Origin of the sequence: Pseudomonas sp. AL10, assembly GCF_029960685.1 — a bacterium.
Lineage (GTDB): Bacteria > Pseudomonadota > Gammaproteobacteria > Pseudomonadales > Pseudomonadaceae > Aquipseudomonas > Aquipseudomonas lactis.
Map to the genome: position 1 here is coordinate 1 of NZ_JASBQZ010000064.1, position 20,009 is coordinate 20,009.

Annotated in this window: 23 protein-coding genes; 10 read left to right on the top strand and 13 right to left on the bottom strand. The window is 60.8% G+C overall.

The window, feature by feature from the left end:
• Positions 1–158: 158 nt before the first annotated feature.
• A complete protein-coding gene (locus QK296_RS27665) occupies positions 159–482 on the bottom strand; it encodes a DUF2025 family protein (RefSeq protein WP_282392121.1) in 324 nt (107 codons plus the stop codon).
• A gap of 232 nt (positions 483–714) precedes the next feature.
• Here QK296_RS27665 and QK296_RS27670 point away from each other — a divergent pair, with 232 nt between their 5' ends.
• The 3 genes from QK296_RS27670 to QK296_RS27680 all read left to right on the top strand — a co-directional run bounded on the left by QK296_RS27670 (position 715) and on the right by QK296_RS27680 (position 3,416).
• Positions 715–1,842, top strand: coding sequence for a glycerophosphodiester phosphodiesterase (locus QK296_RS27670; RefSeq protein ID WP_105228078.1), 1,128 nt, complete (start codon positions 715–717; stop codon positions 1,840–1,842).
• Positions 1,843–1,936: 94 nt separating this feature from the next.
• Entirely contained in the window at positions 1,937–2,251 is a 315-nt protein-coding gene (locus QK296_RS27675) for a PepSY domain-containing protein (RefSeq protein ID WP_003193676.1), read from the top strand.
• A 145-nt stretch (positions 2,252–2,396) separates the two neighbouring features.
• Positions 2,397–3,416: a transporter gene (locus QK296_RS27680; RefSeq protein ID WP_282392123.1), complete on the top strand. Its 1,020-nt coding sequence runs from the start codon at positions 2,397–2,399 to the stop codon at positions 3,414–3,416.
• 118 nt (positions 3,417–3,534) lie between these two features.
• Here QK296_RS27680 and QK296_RS27685 read toward each other — a convergent pair whose 3' ends face one another.
• From QK296_RS27685 to QK296_RS27695, 3 genes are read right to left on the bottom strand one after another with little or no spacing between them, the layout of a single operon-like run.
• Positions 3,535–4,509, bottom strand: coding sequence for a biotin-dependent carboxyltransferase family protein (locus QK296_RS27685; RefSeq protein ID WP_057711745.1), 975 nt, complete (start codon positions 4,507–4,509; stop codon positions 3,535–3,537).
• On the bottom strand, positions 4,506–5,384 hold the full coding sequence (locus tag QK296_RS27690; RefSeq protein WP_169856198.1) for an allophanate hydrolase subunit 1: 879 nt from the start codon (positions 5,382–5,384) through the stop codon (positions 4,506–4,508). Before QK296_RS27690 ends, QK296_RS27685 begins: the two co-directional genes overlap by 4 nt.
• A 56-nt stretch (positions 5,385–5,440) precedes the next feature.
• The gene (locus QK296_RS27695) at positions 5,441–6,199 is read right to left on the bottom strand and encodes a 5-oxoprolinase subunit PxpA (RefSeq protein WP_169856200.1); all 759 of its coding nucleotides are present in this window, start codon (positions 6,197–6,199) and stop codon (positions 5,441–5,443) included.
• Positions 6,200–6,448: 249 nt separating this feature from the next.
• Here QK296_RS27695 and QK296_RS27700 point away from each other — a divergent pair, with 249 nt between their 5' ends.
• Positions 6,449–7,366 carry a LysR family transcriptional regulator gene (locus tag QK296_RS27700; RefSeq protein ID WP_014719628.1) on the top strand — a complete coding sequence of 306 codons (918 nt, stop codon included), beginning with the start codon at positions 6,449–6,451 and terminating at the stop codon, positions 7,364–7,366.
• Here QK296_RS27700 and QK296_RS27705 read toward each other — a convergent pair.
• Positions 7,363–8,259, bottom strand: a complete 897-nt coding sequence (locus QK296_RS27705; RefSeq protein WP_137203927.1) for a LysR family transcriptional regulator — start codon at positions 8,257–8,259, stop codon at positions 7,363–7,365. The two genes, QK296_RS27700 and QK296_RS27705, sit on opposite strands and share 4 nt — an antisense overlap.
• A gap of 106 nt (positions 8,260–8,365) precedes the next feature.
• On the opposite strand from QK296_RS27705, the gene QK296_RS27710 reads away from it, so the two are divergent.
• The gene (locus tag QK296_RS27710; RefSeq protein WP_003193687.1) at positions 8,366–9,124 is read left to right on the top strand and encodes an SDR family oxidoreductase; all 759 of its coding nucleotides are present in this window, start codon (positions 8,366–8,368) and stop codon (positions 9,122–9,124) included.
• A 79-nt stretch (positions 9,125–9,203) separates the two neighbouring features.
• On the opposite strand, the gene QK296_RS27715 is transcribed toward QK296_RS27710, so the two are convergent.
• Positions 9,204–9,668 carry a multidrug/biocide efflux PACE transporter gene (locus QK296_RS27715; protein ID WP_034134337.1) on the bottom strand — a complete coding sequence of 155 codons (465 nt, stop codon included), beginning with the start codon at positions 9,666–9,668 and terminating at the stop codon, positions 9,204–9,206.
• Positions 9,669–9,756: 88 nt separating this feature from the next.
• Here QK296_RS27715 and QK296_RS27720 point away from each other — a divergent pair, with 88 nt between their 5' ends.
• Positions 9,757–10,611, top strand: coding sequence for a LysR family transcriptional regulator (locus QK296_RS27720; RefSeq protein WP_169856202.1), 855 nt, complete (start codon positions 9,757–9,759; stop codon positions 10,609–10,611).
• Between the two features lie 109 nt (positions 10,612–10,720).
• On the opposite strand, the gene QK296_RS27725 is transcribed toward QK296_RS27720, so the two are convergent.
• Genes QK296_RS27725 through QK296_RS27740 form a run of 4 tightly spaced genes read right to left on the bottom strand, consistent with a single transcriptional unit; the run spans position 10,721 to position 13,246 of the window.
• On the bottom strand, positions 10,721–11,932 hold the full coding sequence (locus QK296_RS27725) for an RNA polymerase sigma factor (RefSeq protein ID WP_003193691.1): 1,212 nt from the start codon (positions 11,930–11,932) through the stop codon (positions 10,721–10,723).
• Positions 11,929–12,405, bottom strand: a complete 477-nt coding sequence (locus QK296_RS27730) for an SRPBCC family protein (RefSeq protein WP_034134338.1) — start codon at positions 12,403–12,405, stop codon at positions 11,929–11,931. Before QK296_RS27730 ends, QK296_RS27725 begins: the two co-directional genes overlap by 4 nt.
• 25 nt (positions 12,406–12,430) lie before the next feature.
• Positions 12,431–12,784: a YciI family protein gene (locus tag QK296_RS27735; protein WP_003193695.1), complete on the bottom strand. Its 354-nt coding sequence runs from the start codon at positions 12,782–12,784 to the stop codon at positions 12,431–12,433.
• 42 nt (positions 12,785–12,826) lie between these two features.
• Positions 12,827–13,246, bottom strand: coding sequence for a nuclear transport factor 2 family protein (locus QK296_RS27740; RefSeq protein ID WP_003193697.1), 420 nt, complete (start codon positions 13,244–13,246; stop codon positions 12,827–12,829).
• A 145-nt stretch (positions 13,247–13,391) separates the two neighbouring features.
• Here QK296_RS27740 and QK296_RS27745 point away from each other — a divergent pair, with 145 nt between their 5' ends.
• Positions 13,392–13,883 (top strand): GNAT family N-acetyltransferase, encoded by a 492-nt coding sequence (locus QK296_RS27745; protein WP_003193698.1) that lies wholly within the window; start codon positions 13,392–13,394, stop codon positions 13,881–13,883.
• 66 nt (positions 13,884–13,949) lie between these two features.
• Here QK296_RS27745 and QK296_RS27750 read toward each other — a convergent pair whose 3' ends face one another.
• Entirely contained in the window at positions 13,950–14,432 is a 483-nt protein-coding gene (locus tag QK296_RS27750; protein ID WP_003193700.1) for a GyrI-like domain-containing protein, read from the bottom strand.
• Between the two features lie 195 nt (positions 14,433–14,627).
• Between QK296_RS27750 and alaC the strand changes: the two genes are divergently transcribed.
• Positions 14,628–15,839 (top strand): alanine transaminase, encoded by a 1,212-nt coding sequence (gene alaC, locus QK296_RS27755; RefSeq protein WP_034134341.1) that lies wholly within the window; start codon positions 14,628–14,630, stop codon positions 15,837–15,839.
• A gap of 133 nt (positions 15,840–15,972) precedes the next feature.
• On the opposite strand, the gene QK296_RS27760 is transcribed toward alaC, so the two are convergent.
• Positions 15,973–17,325, bottom strand: coding sequence for a GntP family permease (locus QK296_RS27760; protein ID WP_003193703.1), 1,353 nt, complete (start codon positions 17,323–17,325; stop codon positions 15,973–15,975).
• A gap of 84 nt (positions 17,326–17,409) precedes the next feature.
• Positions 17,410–17,943, bottom strand: coding sequence for a gluconokinase (locus QK296_RS27765; RefSeq protein WP_003193705.1), 534 nt, complete (start codon positions 17,941–17,943; stop codon positions 17,410–17,412).
• 213 nt (positions 17,944–18,156) lie between these two features.
• Between QK296_RS27765 and QK296_RS27770 the strand changes: the two genes are divergently transcribed.
• The gene (locus QK296_RS27770; RefSeq protein WP_164692282.1) at positions 18,157–19,188 is read left to right on the top strand and encodes a LacI family DNA-binding transcriptional regulator; all 1,032 of its coding nucleotides are present in this window, start codon (positions 18,157–18,159) and stop codon (positions 19,186–19,188) included.
• Positions 19,189–19,673: 485 nt separating this feature from the next.
• Positions 19,674–19,913 (top strand): DUF6124 family protein, encoded by a 240-nt coding sequence (locus QK296_RS27775; RefSeq protein WP_003193708.1) that lies wholly within the window; start codon positions 19,674–19,676, stop codon positions 19,911–19,913.
• The last annotated feature ends 96 nt before the right edge of the window (positions 19,914–20,009 follow it).

Genomic DNA, 20,009 nt, shown 5'->3' on the forward strand with positions numbered 1-20,009 from the left:
ATCCAACTGTGTTGACTGCCAGGCCGCCTTCGCGAGCAAGCCCGCTCCCACAGTTTTGACCGCGGGGTGTCAGGTAGATAAGTGTCGGCTGGCAGGCCGCCATCGCAGGCAAGCCAGCTCCCACCTTTGCTCGTCATCGTTTGCAAAATGACGGACGACTAACTCACCAAACTACGCAACGCGCTGATCTGCGGGATCTCTACCCGGTGCATATACACGCGTAGCGGCTCGGTGATGTTGATGCGCTCGTCGATATTCTGGTCGAGCAACAACTGCAGGCGCGCTCGGCACAGGGTCATGGTGTGGTCGGCGACCGGCAGCCAGACGAACTCGGCCGTAGGGATGATGCCGTCATCGGCCACGTCCATGCCAAATGAGTCTTCGCTGAATCGTACGATGTACTGGCCGGTCTTGCGGTTGAGGCCGACAAAACCCTGGAGTTGGTCGGCGGCCTGGCAGATAAGCTCGGAAGTGATGCGCATGGTAAACCTCACTGAAAAGTCCCACAGGGACTGGAAAGATGGTTTACACGCGTGGCAGAAATTACCGCCCTCTGACGGGGCAGCTACCCGTAAGAATACTGCAACGCCCTGCAAAAAAGTCCACAAAATTGGCCGGTGCGCACGTTAATGTCGGTTTGGTGATAGCGCCGTTCGCAATCAATTGTTAAAAAGGACACCTTCTCAAAGTTACCTCCACGAAAGGACTTCGCATATGCCTGTCACGTTTTCCAAAAGCGCCTTGCTGCTGGCGTTGATGCTCGGCCTTGGCCAGGCACAGGCTGCCGAGCCGGTCAGCCCGGCCGAATTGGCGACAAACGAAGGCATCCCCTACCCTGCCGTGATCGCTCACCGTGGCGCTTCCTATGACGCGCCTGAATCCACCGCTGCTGCCTATAAGGTTGCACGCGACCTGGGCGCCGACTACCTGGAACTGGACCTGCAACGTAGCAAGGACGGCGTGTTGTTCGCCCTGCACGACAACAACCTGCAGCGCACCACCGACGTCGCCACCAAGTTTCCCGAGCGCAAAGACGCACCCGCCAACGAGTTCACCTGGAAAGAGCTGCAAACCCTCGACGCCGGCAGTTGGTTCAACGCCGCCTACCCGGACCGCGCGCGCCCTGGTTTCGTTGGCCTGAAGATCCTGAGCCTGGACGACATCATCAAGATCGCCGAAGGCAACCCCTCGCACAAACCCGGCCTGTACATCGAGACCAAGGAGCCCAAGCAGTTCCCCGGTATCGAAGCCGACCTGAAAAACAAGCTGCTGGACAAAGGCTGGCTGAGCTCCGCCGGTTCCAAGCTGGGCAAGAGCAACACCGGTGTCGGCCAAGGCAAGGGCCGCGTGGTGCTGCAAACCTTCGAAACCGCCAGCCTCAAAGAGCTGCAGAAAGAAATGCCCAACACCCCGAAAATCCTGCTGTTGTGGGTGGGTGAAGGCAGCATCGAGCCCAAATCCAAAGTGACCTTCGCCGAGTCTGGTGAACCCACCAAGGCCGCCTACTACGCCAAGCAAGAGCCTAAAGACGCTGCCGAATTCGAAAAGTGGGTCGATGAAGCCAAAAGCCTCGGCGCCATCGGCACCGGCCCGTCGGCTGAGCTGACCGACCACGGCGACCAGAGCTATACCGACCTGGTGAAGCCTGAAATGAACAAGCTGACCCACGACAAGGGCCTGCTGGTGCATGTGTATACCGTGGATGAGCCGGTGGACTTCGAGAAAGTCATGAAAGCCGGCGTCGACGGCATCTTCACCAACCGCGCCGCCGAACTGCTGAAGTTCTACAAACGCTGGCCGTCGTCCAGCGTGCAAGACCTGCTCAACGACCATAAGTACTAAAAGCATTGGTGTCAGTGAGCCATTAAGGATGAGTTAAGTTGCGCCGGTTAATCTGGCGCCACTTAAACAGCTCAACCTAAGAAGGACACACACCATGAAAACTTTGACTGCCCTGTTCGCTGCCACCGCCCTGACCCTGACTGCCGGCCTGGCACAGGCGGATGTTCGTCCGGATCATATCGAGGGCCTGCTCAAGTCCGGCGCCGTGATGCCTTTCGACAAACTCAACGCAGCAGCCGTGGCAACTCACCCTGGTGCTTCGATCACTGACACTGAGCTGGACACCAAACACGGTGTCGCCAACCAGTACGTCTACGAAGTGGACCTGACCGATACCACCGGCAAGCGCTTTGAAGTGAAGCTCGACGCCAAGACCGGTGCCGTGCTGGAAAACAAGCAAGACACCTGAGTTGAACCTTGAAAAAACGCGCCACCTTCGGGTGGCGCGTTTTTTTATGCGCGCCTCAAACCGTCACATAACCGTCATACCGCCTTGCAATGATTCGCCTAGGAACCTGTGAAACGTCCTACAGGCCCTTTCTCTGCGAGTCGCCATGAACCACAGCATCGACCATGCCCACCAGGATTCCGATCTGTTTGGCCTGCTTTACGGTTTTCGTTTTCGCCCCGGCGAGAAAGGCCAGCAAATTGATTCCGCCACCGCCCTCGCCGCCTTGCAGCAACCCCCAGACCCGGAAGAATTCCTGTGGCTGCACCTGAACCTGGCCCACGCCGCCTGCGAGCGCTGGATGCAGGCGCATTTGTCGCTGCCGGAAGAATTTTTTGAAGCCCTGCACGAGGGGTCGCGCTCCACGCGCATCGAGCATGTGGACTCGGCCTTGCTGGCGGTGGTCAACGATGTGGTGTTCAACTTAAGCAGCATGGTGTCGTCGGATATTTCCACGCTGTGGGTGTGCGCCCGCAGCCGCTTGCTGGTGAGTGCGCGCCTGCAGCCGTTGCACTCGGTGGATAAATTGCGCTCGTCGGTGAAGGCCGGTGAACACTTTCGCTCGCCGTTGGAACTGCTGGTGCACCTGCTGCGCGACCAGGGCGAAGTGCTGACGCAGATCGTGCGCAAGACCAGTATCAGCGTTGACCATATCGAGGATCAGCTGTTGTCTTCGCGCCTGTCCACCAACCGCGCCGAACTGGGTGCGGCCCGCCGCGTGCTGGTGCGCCTGCAACGCCTGCTGGCGCTGGAACCGGGCTCGCTGCTGCGCCTGCTCAATCGCCCGCCGCAATGGCTGCAAAAGGAAGACGTGAAGGAGTTACGCAAATCCACCGAGGAGTTTGCGCTGATCATCAACGACCTGACCGCCCTGGGCGAGCGCATCAAGCTGTTGCAGGAAGAGATCGCCGCCAACCTTAATGAACAGAGCAACCGCACGCTGTTCACCCTCACGGTGGTGACAGTGCTGGCGCTGCCGATCAACATCATTGCCGGCTTTTTTGGCATGAATGTGGGTGGGGTGCCGCTGTCCCAGGACCCGGAAGGCTTCTGGATATTGGTGGCCTTGGTCGCAACCTTTACCCTGATCGCCGGGCGTTGGGCCTTTCGCAAATTCTCAAATTGAAATAAGCCCCAACTGTGGGAGCTGGCTTGCCTGCGATTGCGGTGGATCAACCAACACAATGCAAGCTGACTCACCGCTATCGCAGGCAAGCCAGCTCCCACAGGGGTTATGCGTCGGGTCAGTGACTGAAGAGTCCAGCCATCGCTTTGAGCCGCTTCTTGTACACCCGCCGCGCCTCCAAAGCCTCCTCGAGACTTACCGCCACAAACCCCGCCCGCTGGTTGGGCTGCATCTGCCCGATCAAGTCCAGGTCGGCGCTGATCACCGTGCCAATCATCGCGTAGCCACCGCCCGACACCGCATCGCGGTGCAGCACAATCGGTTCGAGCCCTGCCGGTACCTGAATCGAGCCAATCGGGTAGCAACTGTCGACGATGTTTGAAGGATCGGAGCCCGCGCCAAACGGCTGTTCCCGTGGCTGGAAGCTCAACGCGCTGCCGCCCTTGAAGCGATAGCCGATGCGATCGGCCTCGGAGCCCACCGTCCATGGCTCGGCAAAAAAGCTGCTTTTGGCCTCGTCAGTCAAACGCTCGTAATACAGCCCCGGCACCACTCGCAATGTCACATCACCACCGACCGAACGCCGCAACGCCATCGGCAAGCTGTTGCCCGCACGCCCGGTACCGCTGGCGGTACCGATCGGCAATTGATCGCCCTCCTGCAAGCGCCGGCCATTAAACCCGCCGAGGGCGCCGAGGGTGTAGGTGGAGCGACTGCCGAGCACCAACGGCACGTCGATACCACCCGCAACGGCGAGGTAGGTGCGTGCGCCGGCCTTGGGAAATTCGAACCGCAGCACCTGCCCGGCGCGCACGGCAAAGGCGGTGTCCTGGTGCACCACTTCACCGTCCAGGCGCGGCGACATCAAGGCGCCGCTCAGGGCCACCAGCGCGTCCTGCTGGAACTCCAGCTCTGGCCCGATCAGCGTGCATTCCAGGCCCGCCGCGCCCACGGGGTTGCCCACCAAGTGGTTGGCCGCACTCAACGCGTATTGGTCCAGCGCCCCCGACGGCGGGATGCCCAAGTGGTAATAACCTTCGCGGCCCAGGTCCTGCACGGAGGTGGCGAGGCCAGGTTTGAGGACCTTGATCATGCCAGCGCCTCCTGCAGGGTTTTCGGATAGCCGATGGGGTCGGCGAGAAAGGCATCCAGGGAAAATTCCACCGGGCGAATGCGTAAATCGAAACGCCCGGCGTCCACCTCGGCGACGGCCCGGTCATAAGCCTCGCGGTCTATCGGCTTGAACTGCACGATATCGCCAGGGCGGAAGAACACCATGTGCGCCTTGAGGTACGCCAACTGCTGCGCCGGGTCGTAGATCGGTGCCGGGGTAACGCCGAACATCTGATAACCGCCCGCCCCTCGCACTGAGTAGATACAGCCAAAGCAGCCGCCATGGCCCAGGGTCAGTTTCGGTGTGTCGGTGCGTGGCCGCAGGTATTTGGGTACCTGCAATTGCCGCTCGCGTTCGACCATCTGGAACATGAACGGCAAGCCCGCGACAAAGCCGACCATCGACACAAACCACGGCGCGCCACTGTGGGCGGCGATGAACGCGTCCACGTCGGCCAGGCCATTGATGCGTGCCGCGTATTCCAGGTCTGTGCCGCTGGGGTCTTGGTGGCGGTCACGAAAACGCATCAGGGTTTCGCGGGTCCAGGGGTCGTTATAGAGCACCGGGATTTCGATGATGCGCGTGCGCAAGGTGCGTTCGGCCACGGCCTGGGCTTCGGCGCTTTGCACGGCGTCGAGCAGCGCGTGAGGGGCTATGCGGTCGGGGTCGAAGCGAATCTGGAACGATGCATTGGCCAGGCAGACATCCAGTACGCCTTCCAGCGCCAGGCGCTCCACGGCGCGGGTCACAGCCATGCCCTTGAAAAAAGCCTCCAGGGACATGCTGTCGCTGACCTCAGCAAACAGGTGTTCATCACCGCCGAAGCTGTAGCGGATGGGGGACGTTTCAGCCATGTCTGTTCCTCTTGGAATCATTGTAGAAAGGCAGGCAAAAAAGTAAGGGTTGGATCTTATTGGGGTGTTCTGACGTCGATGCCCGCCTGGTCCAGGGCTGCACGGGTGGCCTCCACCAGTTCCAGGGCGCCGGGGGTGTCGCTGTGCAGGCAGATGGAATCGAATTCAATCGCCAGGTCTTCGCCTTCGACGGTACGCACCAGGCCGGCCTGACACGCACGCAAGACCCGCGCGGCCACTGTGGCGGGGTCCAGCGCCCGCACATTGCGGGTAAACACGATGGAGCCGCTCAGGTCGTATTCACGGTCGGCATAGAACTCGCGCACCACCGGTTGCCCCAGTTCCTTGGCAATGCGCCAGATCACCGAGTTGGGCATGCAATACAGCATCAGCGTGGGCTCGATGACTTGCAGGTTTTGCACCAACAGCCGGGCGGCCTCTTCATCGCGGGCCAGGTGCATGTACAGCGCGCCGTGAGGCTTGATGTGTTGCAGGGTCATGCCTTGGGCACGGGCCATTTCACGCAGGGCACCGAGCTGGTAGAGCATGTCGTCCACCAGTTCCTGGGCCGGTGCGTTGATATGCCGGCGACCGAAACCCACCAGGTCATGGAAGCCTGGGTGGGCGCCAATCGCCACACCCAGTTGCTTGGCGCGCTCGACGGTGCGGCGCATGGTGCCGGGGTCGCCGGCGTGAAAGCCGGTGGCGATATTGGCCGAGCTGATGTAGGCCATCAGCTCTGCGTCGACGCCGTCGCCGATGGTCCAGGGGCCAAAGCTTTCGCCCATGTCTGAATTGAAATCCACTGCCTGCATCGAGGTCGCTCCGCCAAAGGTGATGCCCGCAAAGTAGGCTGGGGCTTGACCCCTTGGGAAGATCTATTATCAGATGGCCCATCTTCTGAAAATCAGATAGCTTTTTATCCTCGACCCCCGATCGTTCCCACGCTCTGCGTGGGAATGCAGCCATGGACGCTCTGCGTCCGCACTTGAGACCGTGACGCGGAGCGTCACAAGAGGCATTCCCACGCAGAGCGTGGGAACGATCAATAAGCAGAGTGCGATATGTCTTTAACCTTGCGCCAGGTTCGCTATTTCGTCGCCACCGCCGAGATCGGCCAGATATCCCAGGCGGCGATTCACTTGAATATTTCCCAATCGGCGGTGACCACGGCGATCAAGGAGCTGGAAGCCATGCTCGGCGTGCAGTTGTTCGTGCGCTCGGCCCAGGGCATGAACCTCACCGATGCCGGGCGGCATTTTCTCAACCGTGCCTACGTGATTGTGCGCAGCGTGGAGGACGCCCTCAACAGCCCGTTGCCGGACTACCGCGCCAGCGGCGTGCTGCGGGTGGCGGCCAGTTACACGGTGCTGGGTTATTTCCTGCCGCACCATTTGCAGCGCATGGAGCATTGGCATCCGGACGTGACCATCGAGGTGTTCGAACAGGAACGCCAGGCCATCGAACAGGGCCTGCTCGACGGCCAGTTCGACATGGCCGTGGTGCTGACCGCCAACCTCACCCACGCGGATATCGTCTCGGAAATTCTGTTCAACTCCGAACGCCGCCTGTGGCTGCCCAGCCATCACCCGTTGTGCGAACGCGGCGCCGTGAGCCTGGCGGACGTGGCCCAAGAACCCTACATTTTGCTCACCGTCGATGAAGCCGAACACAGCGCCATGCGCTACTGGGAACAGGCCGGGCAAACGCCCAAGGTGCGGCTGCGCACCAGCTCAGTGGAGGCGGTGCGCAGCATGGTTGCCAACGGCAGCGGCGTGGCGATCCTGTCAGACCTGGTGCACCGGCCCTGGTCCCTGGAAGGCAAACGCATCGAAACCCTGACCGTCACCGACCCGGTCACACCCATGAGCGTCGGCCTGGCTTGGCACCGCGAGCGTGCGTTTACCCCAGCGATGCAAGCGTTCCGGGACTACTTCCACGACGCGTTCCTGGCACCGCAGCAGTTGTCGGCGCGCCGCTAGAGATGGGCTTGCAGGGTGGCGGCCAACCAATCCATGAACACCCGCACTCGCAATGGCAAATGCCGCTGGCCGGCGTACAGCAACGACACATCCAGGGGCGGCGCCTGGTAGTCGGGCAACACCGCCACCAACTCGCCGCTGGCCAACAAGTCGCGTATGCCGAGTTGCGGCACCTGGGTGATACCAAACCCGCCCAGGCACGCCGACTGATAGGCGTCGGTGCTGTTGACCGTCACCCGGCCTGCCATCGGTAACCGCTGCACCTTGTTGCCCACCAAGTACTCGAACCCGGCCGAGCGTGCGCCCAGTGGCCGCACGTAATGCACCAACTGATGATGCGCCAGGTCTGCCAGGGTTTTGGGCACGCCATACCGTTGCAGGTACGCCGCACTCGCGCAGTTGACCATCGGCATGCTGCACACCCGTCGCGCTACCACGGTTTGATCGGGCTGGGCGCCGACACGCACCACGCAGTCGAACCCTTCGGCGATCAGGTCCACTTGGCGGTCCGAACCGCTGATCTCCATGTCGATCAGAGGATGGCGCGCCATGAACGTGGGCAAGTTCGGCAAGATCAAGCCCCGCGCCATGACATTGGGCATGTCCACCCGTATGCGCCCGGCCAATTGGGTTTCGTCCTGACGGAACAACCCTTCCAGCTCCTCCATATGCGCCAGCAGATCCTTGCTGCGCTCATACAACACCCGACCATCCTGGGTCGCCTGCACCTTGCGCGTGGTGCGTTGCAACAGCCGTGCGCCCAGCAACTCCTCCAACGCCTGCACATGCTCGGATACCGTAGAGCGCGGCAAGCCCAGGCTTTGGCCGGCCTGGGTAAAGCTCGACAACTCAGTGACGCGTACGAAGGTGCGCAGCAGCTCAAGCTTGTTCATGTGATTGTTCGCCCTATCCGGCCAGTGATTCCGATATCAGCCTGTTTATCACGTTATGGCCGGACAAATACACTCAATCCCACTAACCCCATTTGAGGACTGCACCATGACCCGTAAAATCGCACTCATCACCGGCGCCAGTCGTGGCCTTGGAAAAAGCGCCGCCCTGCACCTGGCTGCGCAAGGCATCGACATCATCGGCACTTACCACAGCGCAGCGACCGAAGCCCAAGCCGTGATAGCCCAAGTAGAGGCCTTGGGCGGTCGCGCCGCCATGCTGCAACTGGACGTCAGCCAGAGTGAAACCTTCGATGCATTCGTTGGCCAGATCGGCACCCTGCTCAAGGATGTGTTCGCCCAGGATCATTTCAACTTCCTGATCAACAACGCCGGGGTTGGCACCTACGCAAGCTTTGCCGAAACCACCGAAGCCCAGTTCGACCAACTGGTGGCGATCCATGTGAAGGCACCGTTTTTCCTCACGCAAAAACTGCTGCCGCTGATCCGCGATGGCGGGCGCATCATCAATATCTCCAGCGGCCTGGCGCGCTTCAGCCTGCCGGGTTATGCGGCCTACGCGTCCATGAAAGGCGCGGTGGAAGTGTTGTCGCGCTACCAGGCTAAAGAGCTGGGCCCACGGGGTATCACCGTGAACACCCTGGCACCGGGCGCGATTGCCACTGACTTCGGCGGTGGCGCGGTACGCGATAACAATGATGTGAATGCGATGGTGGCCAATAACACTGCTCTTGGCCGAGCCGGCTTGCCGGACGATATTGGCGGCGCGATTTCGATCTTGCTGGCCGATGGCAGCCACTGGATCACCGGCCAGCGGATCGAAGCGTCGGGCGGGATGTTCCTCTAAACGGCGGCCCCCTGTAGGAGCGAGCTTGCTCGCGAAAAACTCAAGAGCGCCGCGTATTTACAGAGGCCCCGCGTTATCGTTAGCGATCTTCGCGAGCAAGCTCGCTCCTACAGTGGGTAGCATTTTTTTCGCTGATTTTTTCCCGAATGACGTCGTAACCCCAGTGGTACACGTAGGTGTAGGGCAGGAAGAACAACAACACGCCAATGTCGAGGATGAAGGCTTCCAACAGGCTGATCTTCATCAAGGCAGCAATCAATGGCACCGCCAGCAGAATCAGGCCGCCTTCAAACAGCAGCGCGTGCAGCACACGGGTCCAACCACCGTTGGCCAGTTGCAGGCGAGCTTTAAGGCGGTCGAACAGGCTGTTGAACACCACGTTCCAGCTCAGTGCCAACAGGCTGATGCCCAAGGTCACTGCGCCCATCTCCAGCGCCGGCCGGCCAGTGACCCACACCAGCAGTGGCGTGCAGATCAATAGGGCCAGCCCTTCGAAACCAAGGGCTTGAAAAACGCGTTCAGTAAGGGATTTGGTAGGGGTCATGACCCGGCTCCGTGAGTGACGATGGTTGCCATGATCAGGCTTTGTCTCGATACTTCATAACCAATAACCATCGATCAAGGCGATAGTCATGGCCTCCCATGAAGTGCTCCAGGCGTTTGTCCAGGCGGCCACCCAAGGCTCGTTTTCCGCGGCGGCGCGCAAGCTGGGCAAGAGCCAGTCCACCGTGAGCGCGGCGGTGGCCAGCCTTGAGATCGACCTGGATGTGGTGCTGTTTGACCGCAGCAGCCGCAAACCGACCCTCACGCCCGCAGGGCAGGTTTTGCTGCAACGGGCTGAGCAAGTGCTGGAAGCCAGTAGCCGCCTGGAGCTGGCGGCCAGTCAGTTATCTCAAGGCCTGGAGCCGAAGTTGAGTATCGCCATGTCCGATACTTATCAGTCTGATCGATTCGAGATCGCCCTCACCGCCTTCGAACGACGCTACCCGGACCTTGAGCTGGAATGCCTGATCGCGGAATGCGAAGACCTGATCGCGCTGGTGCAAAGTGGCCGGGCGCAGATCGCATTTGTTGAGAAACAGGAAGTTTACCCGCCCGATCTGACCTTCTCTGCGGTGGAAGAGCGCACGGAGATCGCGCTGTTCGTCTCGCCTAAACACCCGTTGGCGAGCCTGGGCAAGGTTCACCCGCACACGCTGCAACAACACCGGGAGTTGCGCTTGGCGAGCATCATCAGCCCCAATGAAAACCGCGGTAAGCAACGCGTCTGGTCGGCGCCGAGTTACCTGATGCTGATGGAAATGGCGCAGCTGGGTTTTGGTTGGGCACCAATACCGCGCTGGCTGGTGGAGCGCTTTGGCGGTAACCAATTGGTTGAACTCAAGGTGCGCAGTTGGCCGCGTTCGGTGGCGGTGGATGCGCTGTGGTCCAGGCACCAGCCGCCGGGGCCTGCGGGGAGCTGGTTGCTGGGCAAGATGCTGGAGTGAACGCAGTGCAATGTAGAGGGGGCAGTTAAAGAGACGTTGGCTGTCAGGCCGTCATCGCAGGCAAGCCAGCTCCCACATTGGATCGCGGGGCGTCATAACAGTGTTTTGGCTATTTGAGTTCGGCGAGGCGTCGCGTGATGAAGCGTTTTTCTGGCGCTTGTTGGGTCAGGGACAAAGCTTTTTCGTACGCCCTGCGGGCTTCGTCAAACCGCCCCAACTGCCGGCAAAACTCCCCACGCGCCGAATGCGCCAAGTGGTAGTCCTGCAACTCACCGCGCTGCAAAAGGTTGTCTACCAGCGCCAACCCCGCCAACGGCCCCTGCTCCATCGCCACCGCTACCGCACGGTTCAACTCGATCACCGGCGACGGCACAGCCCTGAGCAACACATCGTAGAGCCCGACAATCTGCCGCCAATCGGTGTGCCCCGCGCTGGGCGCCTCGGCGTGTACGGCGGCAATCGCCGCCTGCAGGCAATACGGTCCAAAGCGCCGCGAGGTGAGCGCCTGCTCCACCAGTGCGCAGCCTTCAGCGATCAAGGCCCTGTCCCAAAGCGTACGATCCTGCGCGTCCAACAGCACCAGTTCGCCGCTGGCAGAAGTACGGGCAGGCCGACGCGACTCGTGCAGCAACATCAACGCCAGCAAGCCCATGACTTCCGGCTCGGGCAGCAACTCCAACAGCAAGCGCCCCAGACGAATGGCCTCCAGGGTCAGGTCTTCACGGGTGAGGTCGGCACCCGCCGAGGCCGAATAGCCCTCGTTGAACACCAGGTAAATCACCCGCAGCACACTGTCCAACCGCTCGGGCAATTCGGCCCGGGACGGCACTTGATAGGGAATTTTCGCCTCACGGATCTTGCCCTTGGCGCGCACGATGCGTTGGGCAATGGTGGTGGGCGTGGCAAGAAAAGCGTGAGCGATGGCCTCGGTGCTCAGGTCGCAGATCTCGCGCAGGGTCAGCGCAACCTGGGCATCGGCTGCCAACGCTGGGTGGCAGCAGGTAAACATCAGGCGCAGGCGGTCGTCTTCCACGTCTTCATCACTCCACGGCGCGGCCTCCAGCGCGTCGGCCTGCTCCTCCAATAACGGGGTAAACCGCGACTGCCGCCGCAGGCGGTCGATGGCCTTGAAGCGGCCGGTGGACACCAGCCACGCCCGAGGATTATCCGGCACGCCATCCTCGGGCCAGCGCTGCACGGCGACAAAAAACGCCTCATGCAGCGCCTCCTCGGCCAGGTCGAAATCCCCCAGCACGCGAATCAACGTCGCGAGCACGCGGCGTGATTCGCTGCGGTAAATGGCGTCGATCTGCGCGGTCAATCGGCCATGTCCTCGGTCACCAACTTCACCAGGCGGTCCAGGCTCTGGCCCCAACCGTCATGAAAGCCCATGGCTTCGTGGGCCTGTTTGTCCTCGGCACTCCAGTGCATGGCACGGGCGGTGTAGAGGGTCTTTCCCCCGACCTCCTCAAAGGTGACTTCGGCGCTCATGAACGGCTTGCCCGAAGGCACCCAGCCCGGCATGAACGCGTCGGTAAACACCAGGCGGTTGGGCGCGTCGATCTCCAGGAATACGCCCTGGGTCGGGTATTCGCTGCCATCCGGCGCGCGCATCAAGGTGCGGAACAAGCCGCCGACCCACAGGTTCATCTCGCATTCAGGGGTGGTCATGCCGTGGGGGCCCCACCATTGTTGCAGCAGGGTTGGCTCGGTCCAGGCGCGAAACACCCGGCGGCGCGGCGCATCGATCAAGCGGCTGATGGACAGTTCAAATTGAGCGGGTTGAGTGTTCACGGGGAAACCTCCTCAAGGCTTTTGATTATTGTGTTGAGAGATCCAATTGGCGCACAGGGCGCACTTCCACACTGCCGACCCGGGCCGCCGGAATGCCGCCCGCCACCTGGAGCGCTTCATTGAGGTCCTTGGCGTCGATCAGGTAGAACCCGGCGAGCTGCTCCTTGGTTTCGGCAAACGGCCCATCGGTGATCGACAGCTTGCCGTTGCGCATGCGCACTGTGGTGGCGGTGGTCACCGACTCCAGCGGCTCGGCAGCGAGCATGCGCCCGCTGGCCTGGATGGACTCGGCGTAGGCCAGACATTCCGAGTCATGGGGGCTGTCGGGTGAGGTGTGCAACACCTGTTCGTCGCTGTAGATAAGGCACAGGTATTTCATGGCGTTCTCCGTTTTCGGACTACTGACTATAGTTCGCGGTGCTCAAGGTTTCAGGTCGAACAACGCCGTGCCGCTGTGCATATCAAACGGCGCCGACCAGTGCTCATGCACCACCTTCCATTGGCCATTGATACGCTGGTAGCCGGCGGTTACGCGCATCCAGCAGGCCTTCACCTCACCGTCCGGCCCGGCGCCGCCGCAGTGGGCCAGCCAATGGGCGAATGCGCTGTCTGGCGCTTCGACGACATGCAGTTCATGAAACTCGAAGATGCCGGGCCCGGGGCAGTGCTCCATGCACGCTTCCCAGTGCGCGCGGTAGGCCGCCTTGCCTTTGAATTGCAGGGCGGTTACAGCGTCGAACGAGACGATATCGTCGGCGTAAAAGCTGACAATCTGATCGATATCACGGCTGACGACGGCGTGTTTCCATTGCTCGATCAAGCTCTTGATTGCAGTGCTCATGGCGATGACTCCTTGGGGTGGATAATCACGGAAGACACCCTTAGTCGAATGGCCTCGAGGGAAATCGACATCCCCCTGAAAAATAATTTCCCGTGGCCCAAACCCGATAAACTGCCCCCTCCCTTGCAGCCGTTCGGATAGCCCGATGCAAACCCGCCTCGTCGCCTACGAGGCGCTGAATGCTGTGCAACAACAGCAAGTCGGCGCCATCGAAGTTCACCCTGAACAACTGCCGTTTTGCGGTGATATGTATTGCGCGCTCAACACTCTGCTCGCCAAGCCAAGCCCTGGGGTCAAGGGCTTTGCGTTGTTGGCCGATGACCTTCCGGTGGCGTTCCTGCTGCTCAAGCGCCCGCCGTGCCTGCCTCATTGGGCCGATGAACACAGCGCCACACTCCACGCGCTACAGGTAGACCGGCATCAGCAGGGGCGTGGATACGGCAAGGCATGTTTGCAGGCACTGCCCGCCCTGGCGCGTGAGGCGTGGCCGCACATCAAGGGGTTGGAGCTATCGGTGGACACCCACAATCGGGCGGCGATGGGGTTGTATCTGGGGGCGGGATGGGTGGATCGCGGCGAGGCGTACAAGGGCCGGGTGGGGTATGAGCGCCGTTTGAGCTTCAGGCTTAATCCATAGCGGCAATGTCACGTAAACATGACTTCCATTCGTGCATGTCCTGTTTACGTGACATCAGGTGCAGTGTCAGCCCCGCTCCCCGATCGGCAACCAGATTTCCACCGTGCCCGTACCCTTCCTGGCATCGAAATCCGCGCTGTAGCGCTCAAAATCCGCGCCCATGACCTTGTAGCCCGAGTGCGGCAGCCATTCGAACATGATGCGTTCGTAGGTTTGCTCAAGCGCCTGCACCGGCCCGTAGTGGGGGAACACGGCATAGTTGAGTGGCGGAATTTCGATCACCTCGAAATTGCTCGGCACGTCCTTCTTGGCCGGGACTTCAACACCTGCCAGGTAATCGAATTCGCCGTGATGCGGGTTATGGCACACCCCGTAGGTCACACCGCCGACGCGCTTCTTGAGGTCCTTGATGCAGGTATCGAACAACTCCCACAGCCGTGGGATATCGCCCACGGTGGCCTTCGAATATCGCCCTTGCACCCCGGCGATCACCAGGGCCTTGCCAGCTTCCAGGCGTAGCTCCAACGGTTTTTTTGTCTGCTGATCCATACGAACAGTCTCCTTCTTATGAGGGAACAAACCCGCATCGAGTATAGGGGCATATCCACCTCGTACTCCATGTAGAAAAATTTTCGACGCATCTGGACAACTGGCCATCATCGCCCGTATTGTCTGCCCCGCAGGCCACCGCAGTGGCCGACGTCGCTCGGACGGTTCCGGGCGCTTACGTACCTCGAGGCAACAATGGCAGACCAAGGTTCGCCGCGCCGCTTTGCGCGCATAGATCGACTCCCCCCCTATGTTTTCAATATCACTGCCGAGCTGAAGATGGCTGCGCGTCGGCGCGGCGAAGACATCATCGACTTGAGCATGGGTAACCCTGACGGCGCCACGCCTCCCCACATCGTGGAGAAAATGGTCACCGTCGCCCAACGTGACGACACCCACGGCTACTCCACCTCCAAAGGTATCCCGCGCCTGCGCCGGGCAATCTCGCGCTGGTACAAGGATCGTTACGCGGTGGATATCGACCCCGAGTCCGAAGCCATCGTGACCATCGGTTCCAAGGAAGGCCTGGCGCACTTGATGCTAGCCACCCTGGACCAGGGCGATACTGTGCTGGTGCCCAACCCCAGCTACCCGATTCATATCTACGGCGCAGTGATCGCCGGCGCCCAGGTACGTTCGGTGCCACTGATACCCGGCGTGGATTTCTTCGCTGAGCTGGAGCGCGCGATTCGCGGCTCGATCCCCAAGCCGAAGATGATGATCCTGGGCTTTCCGTCCAACCCCACCGCGCAGTGCGTGGAACTGGACTTCTTCGAACGGGTGATCGCCCTGGCCAAGCAGTACGACGTACTGGTGGTGCACGACCTGGCCTACGCCGACATCGTCTACGACGGCTGGAAAGCCCCCTCGATCATGCAAGTGCCCGGCGCCAAGGACATTGCGGTGGAGTTTTTCACCCTGTCCAAGAGCTACAACATGGCCGGCTGGCGCATCGGCTTCATGGTGGGCAACCCGGAACTGGTCAACGCCCTGGCGCGCATCAAGAGCTACCACGACTACGGCACCTTCACCCCGCTGCAAGTGGCGGCAATTGCGGCGCTGGAAGGCGACCAACAGTGCGTCAAAGACATCGCCGAGCAGTACCGCCAGCGCCGCAATGTGCTGGTCAAGGGCCTGCATGAGCTGGGCTGGATGGTGGAGAACCCGAAGGCGTCGATGTACGTCTGGGCCAAGATTCCCGAGCAATATGCCGCCATGGGCTCGCTGGAGTTTGCTAAAAAACTGCTATTGGAAGCGAAGGTGTGTGTGTCGCCGGGGATCGGCTTTGGTGAGTATGGCGACGATCATGTGCGCTTTGCGCTGATCGAAAACCAGGACCGGATTCGCCAGGCCGTGCGTGGGATACGCGGCATGTTCAGGGCGGATGGGTTGGTCAGCAAAGCCTGACCTGATCCACCTGAAGAAACCCAATCAATGTGGGAGCTGGCTTGCCTGCGATGCAGACACCTCGGTGTTTCAGATGTACCGAGGTGATGCTATCGCAGGCAAGCCAGCTCCCACATTTGTTTTGCGGTGCCTGTTACACCACCAACGACAGCAACATGATGAAGATCAGCGCCACGATCGACAGAATGGTCTCCATCGCCGTCCAGGTCTTGAACGTCTCGGCCACGGTCATGTTGAAGTACTGCTTGACCAGCCAGAACCCCGCATCGTTGACGTGAGACAGGATCAACGAACCTGCGCCCGTCGCCAGCACCAGCAACTCGCGGTTAACCCCAGGGATCATGCCCACCACCGGCACCACAATGCCCGCACCGGTAATGGTCGCAACCGTCGCTGAACCGGTAGCAATCCGAATCACCGCCGCCACCAGCCACGCCAGCAGGATCGGGTTGATCTGCGCGTTCACCGCCATATGGCCGATCACGTCACCCACACCGCTGGTGACCAGCATCTGCTTGAAGCCACCACCGGCACCGATGATCAGGATGATCGCGGCGGTCGGCGCAAGGCTGGCGTCGAGCAACTTGAGGATCTGCTTGGAGTGGATGCCCTGGCGATGGCCAAAGGTGTACAGCGACAGCAGCAACGCCAGCAGCAAGGCAGTGATCGGGTGACCGATCATGTCCATCCAGTTGCGCACCACGTTGCCTTCGGCAAAGGCGATGTCGGCGAAGGTTTTGAGCAGCATCAGGAACACCGGCAGCAGCACGGTGATCAGGGTGATGCTGAAGCTCGGCAGGTCTTTGTTCTCCGGCTCGCGGGCCAGTTGGTCCACCAGTTCCTGGGACGGGTTGCCCGGGATGTACTTGGCGATGAACGTACCGAAGATCGGGCCGGCGATGATGGCGGTCGGCAGAGCAACGATCAGGCCGTACAGGATGGTCTTGCCGATATCGGCGCCGAACACGCCGATGGCTAGCAGCGGGCCTGGATGCGGTGGCACCAGGCCGTGCACTGCCGACAGACCGGCCAGCAGCGGGATGCCGATCTTGATCAGCGATACACCGGTACGCCGGGCGACGATAAACACCAGCGGGATCAGCAACACAAAGCCGATCTCGAAGAACAGCGGGATGCCCACCAGGAACGCGGCGAACATCATCGCCCACTGGACCTTTTCCTTGCCGAAGGCGCGGATCAGGGTCTGGGCGATCTGATCGGCACCGCCGGACTCGGCCATCATCTTGCCGAGCATCGTGCCCAGCGCGAGGATGATGCCGACAAAGCCGAGCACCCCGCCGAAGCCGTCCTGGAACGCCTTGATGATCTTGTCCACGGGCATGCCCGAGGTCAGGCCGAGGAAACCGGCCGCGATGATCAGTGCAATGAACGGGTGCACCTTGAACTTGGTGATCAGTACGATCAACCCGATGATAGTGACTACTGCATCTAGCAGCAGGTAAGACTCGTGGGACATGCCAAACATGGGGGGTCTCTCCTGTTTGTTGTTGTTATTAAAGCGGGTGTTGAACTTCCTGCCGGGGATAGCGCTATCTTTTCCGGCAAAAAATTAATGAGTAGGTTCAAAGCCGTGCTTGTGCCACCAGGTATTGGTCTGCTCGGCCAGTTCCTCGACGCTGTCTTCACTGGCGTTGAGCGCCAGGGTCAGCGGCTCGCCCTTGGGCGATTCAAGGGTGGCGAACTGGCTGTCGATCAGGCTGGCCGGCATGAAATGGCCGGGGCGGTGAGACACGCGGTCGGCGGCGACTTCGCGGGTCAGCTCCAGGAAGACAAAACCCAGGCCCGGCGCGGCTTCGCGCAGGTGGTCACGGTATTTTTTCTTCAGGGCCGAACAGGTCAGTACGGGATGCTCGCCGGCCTTCAACGCACGGCGCAGTTCATCGCACAGGATGTCGAGCCAGCCGGCGCGGTCGTCGTCGTTGAGGGGGTGGCCGGCGCTCATCTTTTCGATGTTCGCGGCGGGGTGAAAGCTGTCGCCTTCAATGGCAGTGGCGCCGTTGAGGGCGCACAGGGCTTGGCTGACGCTGGACTTGCCACAGCCGGAAACACCCATGATGACCAGGGCGGTAACAGGTTGACTCATGAAACACCTCAGGACGCAGATAGCGCTACCTTTGCATAGCGTAAGGCTAGTGCAAAAACAGGCTTTTCCCGCGCCGACTTGTCATTTTTATGGAGTGACGCGTGCATCCGCTCCAATGGTTTTGGACAGGATCAGGCAACCCTTTATCCAAGAATTTGCAGCCCTTTGGAGACAGCGCTACCTTAGTGCCTCGATTTTTGTTTGGCAAGCCGCCTGATGACCTCCAAGAACGATAAAAATACCCGCACAACGGGCCGCCCTACCCTCAATGAAGTGGCGCGCCTTGCTGGCGTCAGCCCGATCACCGCCTCCCGCGCCCTGCGCGGCATCAGCACGGTGGCCACCGAACTGGTGGAAAAAGTGCAACAGGCCGCCGCCGAACTGAGCTACGTGGTCAACCCCGCCGCCCGCGCCCTGGCCTCGGCGCAAAGCCATTCGGTGGTGGTACTGGTGCCGTCACTCTCCAACCTGCTGTTTATCGAAACCCTGGAAGCCATCCATCAGGTACTGCGGCCCAAGGGCTTTGAAGTACTGATCGGCAACTCCCATTATTCGCGCGATGAAGAAGAAGACCTGCTGCGCAACTACATGGCCTACCAGCCGCGGGGTTTGTTGCTGACCGGCTTTGACCGCACCGAAAGCGCGCGACGAATGGTCGAGGCCAGCAATGTGCCCTGCGTGTACATGATGGATCTGGACCCCAATGCAGGGGTGAACTGCGTGGGCTTCTCGCAACTGGCCGCGGGCGAGACCGCGGCCGCGCACTTGCTGTCCCGGGGTCGCAAGCGCCTGGCCTATATCGGCGCCCAACTGGACCAACGCACCTTGCTGCGTGGCGAAGGCTTTCGCCGCGCCTTGCAACAGGCCGGCCTGTATGACCCGGCGCTGGAATTGCTGACGCCACGCCCGTCCTCCGTGGGCCTGGGTGGCGAACTGTTTTTGCAACTGCTGGCCGCCCACCCGGAGGTGGACGCGATCTTTTTCGGCAACGACGACCTGGCCCAGGGCGCCCTGCTCGAAGCCCTGCGCCACGGCATCAAGGTGCCGGAACGTGTAGCCGTGCTGGGTTTCAACGACCTGCCCGCCTCGTCCTTCATGGTGCCGCGCCTGAGCAGCATCAGCACGCCACGGGAAGCCATCGGGCGCCGAGCGGCGGAGCATCTGCTGACGATCATGGCGGGCAACAAGGTGGCCAAGCCGGTGGTGGATATGGGGTTTGAGTTGCAGGTGCGCGAGAGCACCTGAGCGTCGAGCCGAACACAATCAATGTGATGCCCACAGAATCAGCGCCTGGCACAGATCCCCTGTGGGAGCGGGCTTGCTCGCGAAGGCGGTGGGTCAATCAATAAATTTTTAACTGAACCACCTGAAACTCAGATTTCCTACGTAATCGTGTAAGAGCAGTCAGAGCGCTGTGGGACGCCTGTAGGAAGTGCCTGACATTGCAGTAAGCGCCTTGCTCCGCTGCCTACGCTTACGTCAGAATCCGCCGGCTTGTGCGCCTCGGTGGCGGTCTCTAAGGTTTGACGGTCGCTGAATTTCTCGGTGATCGGGTTTAGTAGCCCGAGTTCGGTCACTCTAAGTGCATAAGTCTGCCCGCGTTAATGGCGGCTGTGCGTAGGGCACTTTCGGGTGCGCCGGCTTTGAGTGTCCACCGGTCTACTAACCTGCGTACAGTTGCCACCCTCGTTTAGTAGCGATACGGCGGCAGCCCATTCCAGGATGCTCTAATGATCAAACAAATCGATACGCCGCCAACCACCCTCTTCACCCTCATCCCCGATATCTCCACCGAAACCCTACTGGCCAACAGCTACGAAACCGTCTGCTCCGTCAGTACCCTCCTGCTCGACCTGTCCGATGACCTCACCGGCAAACATCGCGATATAGCCCTGGCCATTCATCAATTGAGCGAACTGAGCGTATTGCTGGTGGGCAAGGCCATGGACCAGCACACACCACGCTGCTGAGGCAAAACGCGATCCCTGTGGGAGCTGGCTTGCCTGCGATAGCCATAGGTATCTACACAACTTTGTGGGTTGTAACAGCAGACGGTAACCACGATG

Bases quoted from the DNA above. Each gene is read 5' to 3' on its own strand.
- QK296_RS27665 (WP_282392121.1), bottom strand. From the start codon at position 482: ATGCGCATCACTTCCGAGCTTATCTGCCAGGCCGCCGACCAACTCCAG.
- QK296_RS27670 (WP_105228078.1), top strand. From the start codon at position 715: ATGCCTGTCACGTTTTCCAAAAGCGCCTTGCTGCTGGCGTTGATGCTC.
- QK296_RS27675 (WP_003193676.1), top strand. From the start codon at position 1,937: ATGAAAACTTTGACTGCCCTGTTCGCTGCCACCGCCCTGACCCTGACT.
- QK296_RS27680 (WP_282392123.1), top strand. From the start codon at position 2,397: ATGAACCACAGCATCGACCATGCCCACCAGGATTCCGATCTGTTTGGC.
- QK296_RS27685 (WP_057711745.1), bottom strand. From the start codon at position 4,509: ATGATCAAGGTCCTCAAACCTGGCCTCGCCACCTCCGTGCAGGACCTG.
- QK296_RS27690 (WP_169856198.1), bottom strand. From the start codon at position 5,384: ATGGCTGAAACGTCCCCCATCCGCTACAGCTTCGGCGGTGATGAACAC.
- QK296_RS27695 (WP_169856200.1), bottom strand. From the start codon at position 6,199: ATGCAGGCAGTGGATTTCAATTCAGACATGGGCGAAAGCTTTGGCCCC.
- QK296_RS27700 (WP_014719628.1), top strand. From the start codon at position 6,449: ATGTCTTTAACCTTGCGCCAGGTTCGCTATTTCGTCGCCACCGCCGAG.
- QK296_RS27705 (WP_137203927.1), bottom strand. From the start codon at position 8,259: ATGAACAAGCTTGAGCTGCTGCGCACCTTCGTACGCGTCACTGAGTTG.
- QK296_RS27710 (WP_003193687.1), top strand. From the start codon at position 8,366: ATGACCCGTAAAATCGCACTCATCACCGGCGCCAGTCGTGGCCTTGGA.
- QK296_RS27715 (WP_034134337.1), bottom strand. From the start codon at position 9,668: ATGACCCCTACCAAATCCCTTACTGAACGCGTTTTTCAAGCCCTTGGT.
- QK296_RS27720 (WP_169856202.1), top strand. From the start codon at position 9,757: ATGGCCTCCCATGAAGTGCTCCAGGCGTTTGTCCAGGCGGCCACCCAA.
- QK296_RS27735 (WP_003193695.1), bottom strand. From the start codon at position 12,784: ATGAAATACCTGTGCCTTATCTACAGCGACGAACAGGTGTTGCACACC.
- QK296_RS27740 (WP_003193697.1), bottom strand. From the start codon at position 13,246: ATGAGCACTGCAATCAAGAGCTTGATCGAGCAATGGAAACACGCCGTC.
- QK296_RS27745 (WP_003193698.1), top strand. From the start codon at position 13,392: ATGCAAACCCGCCTCGTCGCCTACGAGGCGCTGAATGCTGTGCAACAA.
- QK296_RS27750 (WP_003193700.1), bottom strand. From the start codon at position 14,432: ATGGATCAGCAGACAAAAAAACCGTTGGAGCTACGCCTGGAAGCTGGC.
- alaC (WP_034134341.1), top strand. From the start codon at position 14,628: ATGGCAGACCAAGGTTCGCCGCGCCGCTTTGCGCGCATAGATCGACTC.
- QK296_RS27760 (WP_003193703.1), bottom strand. From the start codon at position 17,325: ATGTTTGGCATGTCCCACGAGTCTTACCTGCTGCTAGATGCAGTAGTC.
- QK296_RS27765 (WP_003193705.1), bottom strand. From the start codon at position 17,943: ATGAGTCAACCTGTTACCGCCCTGGTCATCATGGGTGTTTCCGGCTGT.
- QK296_RS27775 (WP_003193708.1), top strand. From the start codon at position 19,674: ATGATCAAACAAATCGATACGCCGCCAACCACCCTCTTCACCCTCATC.